Origin of the sequence: Alysiella crassa DSM 2578 (assembly GCF_000745955.1) — a bacterium.
GTDB lineage: Bacteria > Pseudomonadota > Gammaproteobacteria > Burkholderiales > Neisseriaceae > Simonsiella > Simonsiella crassa.
The window spans coordinates 1-8602 of record NZ_JQKH01000094.1 but is presented as its reverse complement, the minus strand read 5'-3'; the positions used below and the strand labels follow the sequence as shown (position 1 = coordinate 8602).

Below are 8602 nucleotides of genomic sequence, written 5' to 3'. Positions count from 1 at the left end.
AGCTGCCATGTTGATGATGGCAACTTTGGACTATTTTTCAAACCCAAAACAGGTCGTCCGATTTTTTGTCGTGTACTGAAAGGCAGCCTGAAAACATATTTTTCAGGCTGCCTGAATGATGATGGGTGAATTATTGTTCAACAAATGCGCGTTCAATCACATAATCGCCACGTTGTCCCACTTTGGGCGATGCCACCAAACCGAAACTGTCCAAAATCGCGGCGGTGTCGCGGTTCATGGGCATGCTGCCGCAGAGCATGGCACGGTCGTCTTGCGGATTGATGGGGGGCAAGCCGATGTCTTCAAAAATTTTGCCGCTTTGCAGCAAATCGGTTAAACGCCCTTGGTGTTCAAACGGTTCGCGCGATACGACTGGGTAGTAAATCAATTTTTCGCGCACCATGTCGCCCAAAAATTCGTGTTCAGGCAGCCCTTTGGTAAAGTGGTCGTAATACGCCAAATCCGCTTTGTGGCGCACACCGTGTACCAAAATCACTTTTTCAAATTGTTCATAAATATCAGGGTCTTTGGTAACGCTCAAAAAGGGGGCAAGCCCTGTGCCTGTGGACAATAAATACAAATGCTTGGCATTGGGATTCAAATCACTGGCAATGAGCGTGCCTGTCGGTTTTTTGCTGATGAGGATTTCATCGCCCACTTTCAGGTGTTGCAAGCGGCTGGTCAGAGGGCCATCTTGAACTTTAATGCTAAAAAATTCAAGGTGTTCTTCCCAGTTTGCACTGGCTACGCTGTATGCGCGCATGAGCGGTTTGCCGTCCACCATCAAGCCTATCATGACGAATTGTCCGTTTTCAAAGCGCAGGCTTTCATCGCGGGTGCAAGTGAAACTGAAATATGCGTCTGTCCAATGATGAACCGACAAAACTTCTTGGGTGTTGAATGCTGCCATTGTGTTACTTTCTTGATAAAAATATTTTTTCAGGCTGCCTTACACATACACACATCATTTTTGATGGTGCCACCAATCTACCCCTCCCCCATGTAAGGGGGGAGGGCTGGGGTGGGGTTAGAGAAAACGAACCACCCCTACCCTAACCCTCCCCCGCCAGACGGGGGAGGGGACGAGTTTGAGGTAACCCAAAAATTTTTGTTGTGTACCGAAAGGCTGCCTGCAAAAGTGTTTTAGAATAAGAACGCCGATTATATGCGAATCAGTTTCAACTGGCTACCATTCGCCGCGTTTCATGCGGTCAAGCTGACGGCGGTCGCGTTTGGTGGGTCGACCGTCTGGGTAGGCGGCGGTGATTCGGCTGGCTTGGTCTAGGGCTTTTTGGGCTTCGCGTTGGGCGGTGGTTTGCGCGTCTTCTTCGTAAAGCAAACGGGCTTCGGGTGAGGGTCTGCGCTGATGATTGAGCGCAAGGATTTTCAATTTATAAGGCAATGAATTTAAAGTTAAATCCACCACATCGCCCACGACAATGTATTTGCTGGTTTTGGTTTTCACGCCATTGACCGACACGCGACCGAGTTCAATGTGTTTGCTCGCCAAAGAGCGCGTTTTGAAAAAGCGTGCTGCCCACAGCCATTTGTCTAGGCGCATGGTGTCTTCGCGGTTGTCGTCATCGTGTTGTTTGCTCATGGTTTTTCTTTCATGTTAATGTTCAGGCTGCCTGTTTTTTGCAAAGAAAGCATTTGATAATTCAAAAATGGTCTTTTTTGTATCGCATTGATGGCAACTGTTGAAATATCCACACCAATCCAACGCCGTTGCAGAGTTTGGGCAGCAAACAAAGTTGAACCACTCCCAGCAAAACAATCCAGTACAATAGAATCAGGATTAGATGATTGCTGAATAATCATTTTCAGCATTTCCTCATTTTTTTCAGTGGGATAAATGGGATAAACAGGGTCTTTGTATTGCCAAATATCTTGTATTTTCTTGCCTTTGTGTTCATCAGCAAATTTTTTAATTCGGGGAACACCATTTTTTGACCATTCCAACAAACCTTGCTCGTCCAATTTATCCAAATCGCTGGGTGAGCTGCGCCAATGTCTGCCTTTGGGTGGATATTGCCCACGCCACATTGCACCTGTTTCACCATTTTGCGTTTCGCCAGGTGCATGAACTGGCACGGTATTGTATCGCCGCCCATTTTCATCAACTTTTTGAAACATAGTGATTTTATCTTCATCATTCAATGGCACAGTGATGTTGTTGAAAATGTTTTTTTTGGTATTTTTGGCGTAAAACAAAATCATGTCTTTTTCATTACCAAAAGCGCGGCGGGCAAAATTTTTGGGATTGGATTTAATCCGCGCAATATCATTTTTAAAATTTTCTGCACCAAAAACTTCATCCATGATGATTTTGAGATAATGTCCGACTTTACTGTCAATATGCACATAAATTGAACCACATGGCGACAACAGTTCACGCATTAAAATCAGACGCTCACGCATAAATTCCAAATAATCATTCATGTTCAATTTATCGGAATAGGCAATCATGCCATGATTGGTGCGGCTGATTGTGCTAGCCCGTTCATCATCAATGGTAAAAATTTGTTGTGTATTATAGGGTGGGTCAATGTAAATCAAATCAATGCGTTCATGATAGCCACTATTGAGCAATACAGACAAAGCATGAAAATTATCGCCTGCAAATAAAATTGGTAAAGTTTCGTCCAATTTCATGGGCGGAATTTGCGCGGATTGTTGCAAAATTTGATTTTCAGGCTGCTTGTTGGGATAAATAAGTTGTAACATGATTACACCGAAAACAAATAATCACGCAATAAAACAGCAGAAACAACCACATCATCATCTGCAAAACCTGAAATTTCATTAAACATTTTATTATTGCTTTTGATATACAAAACACCGTCCAAAATTGCAATCGTTTTGACATTGTATCTATTGGCTAATAATGGTGCGCGTAAAGTGGCAATCGCGTCATTGAACTGTGCATTTTGGTGCCCACCGAAATCACTTAAAAATTTAGCCTCACCAATAATGATGGTTTGATTAAATTTAGCAATAAAATCCAATCCTTTATTGTGCTGATAACCCAAATGTGTTTGAGCAAAATACGCCATTGCAGCATCACCTGCATTGAATACAATATTGCCTTGATGATTCAAAAACTTATCTGGATTATCCGTAACAGGTACACCCAATGCGCCACTGGCTAACCAATTTTTAAACATCGGTCCAATTTGACGATTGGTTTCTTTGGGAACGGTGGTTTTATCCAAAATTTCATCAAAGCCCATTTCAATCAACATGCCAGCCAAACGGCTGACTGTCGCAGGATTACGTTCAATCGCTGTTTTATCGCGTTTTAAATAAGCAACATAACTGTCTTTAATGGGAAAAATTTCTTGTTTTAATAAAACATTCAGCAAATTTTTACCGTCCTTTTTATCCAAATAAGTGCGGATTTCATCTTGCGTTTGTTGAGATAACTCACGGCGCAAATTAACCGACATGGGATAAATGCGATACAACTGGTCTAAATAATTGCTCTGTGTTGCTAACTCTATGCTTTTTTGTGTCCAAATATTCATGATTTAATCCTTTCAGGCAGCCTGAAACACCTTTTCCTGCAAAACCGTCAATGCCGCAATCCCTTTTTGCCCCAGCGCAATCAATTCCGCCAATTCCGCCATGCTGAATGCCGCACCTTCTGCTGTTCCTTGAATTTCAATGATTTTTTCCGCGTTGAGCATAACCAAATTCACATCGCTGTCGCAGCCTGAATCTTCGGGGTAATCCAAATCCAGCAAAGGCACACCGCCCACCACCCCCACCGACACCGCCGCCACGCTGCCTGTAAGCGGATTTTCAGCCAGCCTGCCGTCTGCCAACATTTTGTGTATGGCAATTTTCAATGCCACAAACGCGCCTGTAATGCTTGCCGTGCGTGTGCCACCATCGGCTTGAATCACATCGCAATCAATCAAAATTTGGCGTTCGCCCAATTTTTTCATGTCCACGCAAGCGCGTAAACTTCGCCCAATCAAACGCTGAATTTCTTGGGTGCGACCCGATTGTTTGCCAGCAGCCGCCTCACGTTTCATGCGCGATTGGGTGGACGCGGGCAACATGCCGTATTCTGCCGTAACCCAACCTTCGCCTTTGCCACGCAAAAAGGGCGGTACGGCTTCGTCTATCGTGGCGGTGCAGATGATTTTCGTGTTGCCGCACGCAATCAGCACCGAGCCGTCAGCGTGGGGCAAAAAATTTGGCGTGATTTGCACATCGCGCAATTGATTGGCGGCGCGGTTTGGGCGTTGATAAGTCATGATATTTTCCTAAATCATTCAAATAACACAAATTATACCATTTGTACTGTTTTCAGGCTGCCTGCATAGCAAAATCGCTCTTAACATATTTTAAAATAAACTTATTTCTGCTAACATTCCTTGCGTAGATTTCCCCTAAATACACAGCGAGAAAATTCACATGATTAAAAGTATGACAGGTTTTGCCCACACATCGGGCGAGTTTGGCGGCAAACGGATTGATTTGGAAATTCGCAGCGTAAACCACCGTTTTTTAGACGTGCAATTCAAAATGCCCGAAGATTTGCGCTATCTGGAAAGCAATATGCGCGAACAAATTGCCCAACACGTTACACGCGGCAAACTGGAATGCCGCATTCAATTAAACACCATCGCCGAACATTCAGGCAGCCTGCACATCAATCATGAATTGGTGGCAGAACTCGCCGCGCTCAACACCAAATGGCGCAATGAACACGATGGTTTGGGCAAACTCACGGTGGCGGAAATTTTGAAATTTCCCAATGTCATCATCAGCGCGGAAAAAGACAATGAAGTGATTGCCAACGGCGTGCAAACCCTATTGGGCAACGCGCTGAAAGATTTTGTGGAAACGCGTAAACGCGAAGGTTTGAAATTGCAAGCGCATTTGCTGGAGCGTTTGGAATTGATGGACGATATCATCACCGCATTGGAAAGCCTGTTCCCAGGTCTGCTTAAAACGCATATGCAACGTGTCCGCACCCGACTCGCCGAAGCCGTGATGAGCATAGACGAAGACCGCTTGAAACAAGAATTTGCCCTGTTTATGCAAAAAGCCGATGTAGATGAAGAATTTAGCCGTTTGCGTACCCACATCGCCGAAGTGCGCCGCATTATCACGGAACACAAAGGCACGGTCGGCAAGCGTTTGGATTTTCTCATGCAGGAACTTAACCGCGAAGCCAATACTTTGGGCAGCAAATCCATTGCCAGCGAATGCACACAAGTGTCGGTAGAGCTGAAAGTATTGATTGAGCAAATGCGCGAGCAAGTTCAAAATATTGAATAAAAAAACAAAATCGCCCGAAAAATCAATATTTTGATTTTTCGGGCGATTTTATTTGTTAAACTGATTTTCAGGCAGCCTCACAGTACACAACAGAAATAATCGTAGGATGCGCCGTGCGCACCAAATGGCTGAATAATTTAAATATTGTAGCGGATTTAGTGCGCACAGCGCACCCTACATTTTTGTGATTGGAACAATGGTCGTGCACCGTAAGGCAGCCTGAAAAATACGAATGCTCGCCAACATCATAAATATGTGGATACAATCCCCTACACAATAATCCATCTATCATCTTCATGATTCTTCAAAATCAACCTCGCTTGGTAAAAATAAAACTGAAATACTGGCTACTAATGCAGTCATATACAGCATCATTGTCAGCACTGTACCAGAAGAAGCGCGAGCAGTATTTGTGTTATGCCAACTCAATGTTTTGGTACGATACACGCTGCCATCAAACAAACTGACACCAGTTGAATCAATGAACCACAAAGCCAAACCACCTACAATCCCTAACATTATCACGCTTATTACGCTTCTTTTTAGACGAAACAACACAGTAAGAAAGCTACAAATAATACCTGAAACAACGCCCATCGGAACAAATAGTAAAAATACCGCCAACAATAAACTCAAACACAGTTTCACAAAATTCCATAATTCCAATGACATCAAAGTCTCGGAACGCACCACAATTCCAAAGCAAAAAAACAGAAACATGGGTAAACAAATAATTGCAAATAAAACGGTTGGGATTAAGCCAGCCAAAACAGCAATTGTGGCGGGATAAGCCAATACCAAACGTACATAGGGATAACGCATTTTCAATTCACTTAATTAAAAAAATAAGGGCAGATACGAAATCTGCCCCAATCACATCAAATCACTTTTCAGGCAGCCTGCAAATCAAAACCAGAATGCCTTAACAGCGCGTCCATGCTCGGTTCACGCCCACGGAATGCCTTGAAACTTTCCGCCGCGCTGCGCGAGCCGCCCACCGCCAAAATTTCGTTCCAGAAACGCGCCCCTGTGCCGCGCACATCGTCCGTTTCCTCAAATGCCGCATAAGCATCCGCGCTCAACACTTCCGCCCACGCATAGCTGTAATAGCCAGCCGAATAGCCGCCAGCAAAAATGTGGCTGAAACTGTTGGCAAAACGATTGTATTCAGGCGGTTGCACCACCGCCACTTCACGGCGCACTTCTGCCAAAGTCTGCGCCCAATTATTCAGGCTGCCTGAATCTTCCGCGCTGAACACGCGCATATCAAACAGCGCAAACTCCATTTGGCGCACCAAAAACAGACCGCGTTGGAAATTTTTTGCCGCCAGCATTTTGTTGAACAAGGTTTCAGGCAGCGTTTCGTTGGTGTCTTCGTGTGCCGACATTTCTGCCAACACTTTGTATTCCCAAACAAAATTTTCCATAAATTGACTGGGCAATTCCACCGCGTCCCATTCCACGCCATTGATGCCACTCACGCCCAATTCGTCCACGCGCGTGAGCAAATGGTGCAAGCCGTGTCCCATTTCGTGAAACAGCGTGATGATTTCATCGTGGCTCAAACGCGCCTCTTTGCCGTTTACAGGTGGCGTGAAATTGCAGACTAAATACGCGGTAGGTGTTTGAATTGTCCCCGCTTTTTCGCCTGTGATGAAACGGCGGCGACCGCGATAATCGCTCATCCACGCGCCACCGCGTTTGCCTTCACGCGCATACAAATCCATGTACACGCCGCCGATGATGCCACCGCCTTTTTCCAATTCAAAATAGCGCACGTCTTTGTGCCAAGTGGGAACGGTTTTTTCCGTCAAATTCACGCCATACAAACGCTTGATTTGCGCGAACAAACCCGATAACACCTTGTTGGCAGGGAAATATTTTTTCACTTCGGTTTCAGAAAAGGCGTATTTCGCTTGGCGCAATTTTTCGCTGGCATAACCCAAATCCCACGATTGGATTTCAGGCAGCCCCAATTCTTTGGCGGCAAATTCGCGCACTTCGGCTAAATCTTTTTCGGCAAACGGTTTGGCGCGGCTGGCTAAATCTTTCAAAAAATCCATCACTTGTGTGGGCGTGTCTGCCATTTTCGTTACCAGCGACAATTCGGCATAATTTTTGTAGCCGAGCAAGTTGGCTTCTTCCAAAGCAATTTCAAGGCAGCGCGTGATGTTTGCCGTGTTGTCCCATTCGGGTTTGCCCAATTCGCTGGCGCGGGTGGCGTAGGCGCGGTAGATTTGTTCGCGCAAATCGCGGTTTGCCGCGTATTGCATGATTGCCATGTAATGCGGTGCTTGCAAGCCGACTTTGTAGCCCGATTTGCCTTCGGCTTGCGCGGCAGCCTGAAACATGGCAAGCGCGTATTCAGGCAGCCCAGCCAACTGACGCTCATCTTCAAAATAAAGCGCAAAATCATCGGTTGCGTCCAACACATTTTGCGAAAATTGCGCGGAAAGTTGGGCAGATTCGGTTTGCAAAGCCGCCAAACGCGCTTGTTGTTCAGGCGGCAATTCTGCACCGCTCAACACAAAACCGCGTAAGTCATTGTTTAATTTAATCTGTTGCGCGTCATCCAAACGTTTGAAACGGTCAGAATTTTTGATGGCTTTGAAACGCGCGTAAAGTTCAATATCTTGCCCAATTTCCGTGAAAAACACGGTAACTTCGGGCATCAGCTCATTGTAAACCGCGCGAAGTTCAGGCGTATCCACCACCGAATTGAGGTGCGCCACCACCCCCCAAATGCGCCCCACGCGCTCGGTGATGTCGGTCAGGCGTTCTACGGTGTTTTGCCAAGTAGTTTCGCTTTGCGCTTTGATTTCAGCGATTTGAGCGCGCGCTTCGGTAATCGCACTTTGCATGGCAGGTTTGATGTGCGCCACTTCAATGGCAGGGAAATTGGGTTCGTGGTCTAAACTCAATAAGATGTGTTGGGACATGATTGTTCCTGTGTTCGGTGAATGATTTTTTGCAAATGGGGGAGATTTGGCAAAATACAAGGTTTCAGGCTGCCTTTCAGTACACGACAAAAATAACAGTAGGGTGCGCCGTGCGCACCAAATCCACCACAATATTTAAATTATTCAGTCATTTGGTGCGCACGGCGCACCCTACATGATTTGTGATTGGAAAAATTGTCGTGTACTGAAAGGCTGCCTGAAAACCCATTTTCATATAAAATCAAATCTTTCCACGCAAGGATAAAACCATGACCACCGTTACCATTCAAGACCAAACTTTACACGGCAATATTGTGCATGAATTATTCTTAAAATTCAGCACACAACGCATTAGCGCGGCGGATTTG

General features: G+C 45.4%; 8 protein-coding genes. 1 reads left to right on the top strand and 7 read right to left on the bottom strand.

The features are described 5' to 3' along the window. Nucleotides 1-130: 130 nt before the first annotated feature. The 5 genes from Q338_RS11040 to rph form a co-directional block, all read right to left on the bottom strand. Nucleotides 131-910 carry a ferredoxin--NADP reductase gene (locus Q338_RS11040; RefSeq protein WP_034295383.1) on the bottom strand — a complete coding sequence of 260 codons (780 nt, stop codon included), beginning with the start codon at nt 908-910 and terminating at the stop codon, nt 131-133. Nucleotides 911-1186: 276 nt separating this feature from the next. Beyond that, the gene (locus Q338_RS11035; RefSeq protein WP_034295381.1) at nt 1187-1600 is read right to left on the bottom strand and encodes an RNA-binding S4 domain-containing protein; all 414 of its coding nucleotides are present in this window, start codon (nt 1598-1600) and stop codon (nt 1187-1189) included. Continuing rightward, nucleotides 1597-2727 (bottom strand): site-specific DNA-methyltransferase, encoded by a 1131-nt coding sequence (locus Q338_RS11030; protein WP_034295379.1) that lies wholly within the window; start codon nt 2725-2727, stop codon nt 1597-1599. The genes Q338_RS11035 and Q338_RS11030 overlap by 4 nt, the downstream gene beginning before the upstream one ends. 2 nt (nt 2728-2729) lie before the next feature. Further along, a complete protein-coding gene (locus tag Q338_RS11025) occupies nt 2730-3527 on the bottom strand; it encodes a restriction endonuclease (protein ID WP_034295377.1) in 798 nt (265 codons plus the stop codon). A 12-nt stretch (nt 3528-3539) separates the two neighbouring features. Continuing rightward, entirely contained in the window at nt 3540-4265 is a 726-nt protein-coding gene (rph, locus tag Q338_RS11020) for a ribonuclease PH (protein ID WP_034295375.1), read from the bottom strand. A gap of 160 nt (nt 4266-4425) precedes the next feature. Here rph and Q338_RS11015 point away from each other — a divergent pair, with 160 nt between their 5' ends. Next, nucleotides 4426-5295, top strand: coding sequence for a YicC/YloC family endoribonuclease (locus Q338_RS11015; RefSeq protein ID WP_034295373.1), 870 nt, complete (start codon nt 4426-4428; stop codon nt 5293-5295). Nucleotides 5296-5589: 294 nt separating this feature from the next. Here Q338_RS11015 and Q338_RS11010 read toward each other — a convergent pair whose 3' ends face one another. Together Q338_RS11010 and Q338_RS11005 are read right to left on the bottom strand one after the other, a co-directional pair. Further along, a complete protein-coding gene (locus Q338_RS11010) occupies nt 5590-6117 on the bottom strand; it encodes a hypothetical protein (protein ID WP_034295371.1) in 528 nt (175 codons plus the stop codon). A 68-nt stretch (nt 6118-6185) separates the two neighbouring features. Next, the gene (locus Q338_RS11005) at nt 6186-8234 is read right to left on the bottom strand and encodes a M3 family metallopeptidase (protein ID WP_034295369.1); all 2049 of its coding nucleotides are present in this window, start codon (nt 8232-8234) and stop codon (nt 6186-6188) included. Between the last annotated feature and the right edge of the window lie 368 nt (nt 8235-8602).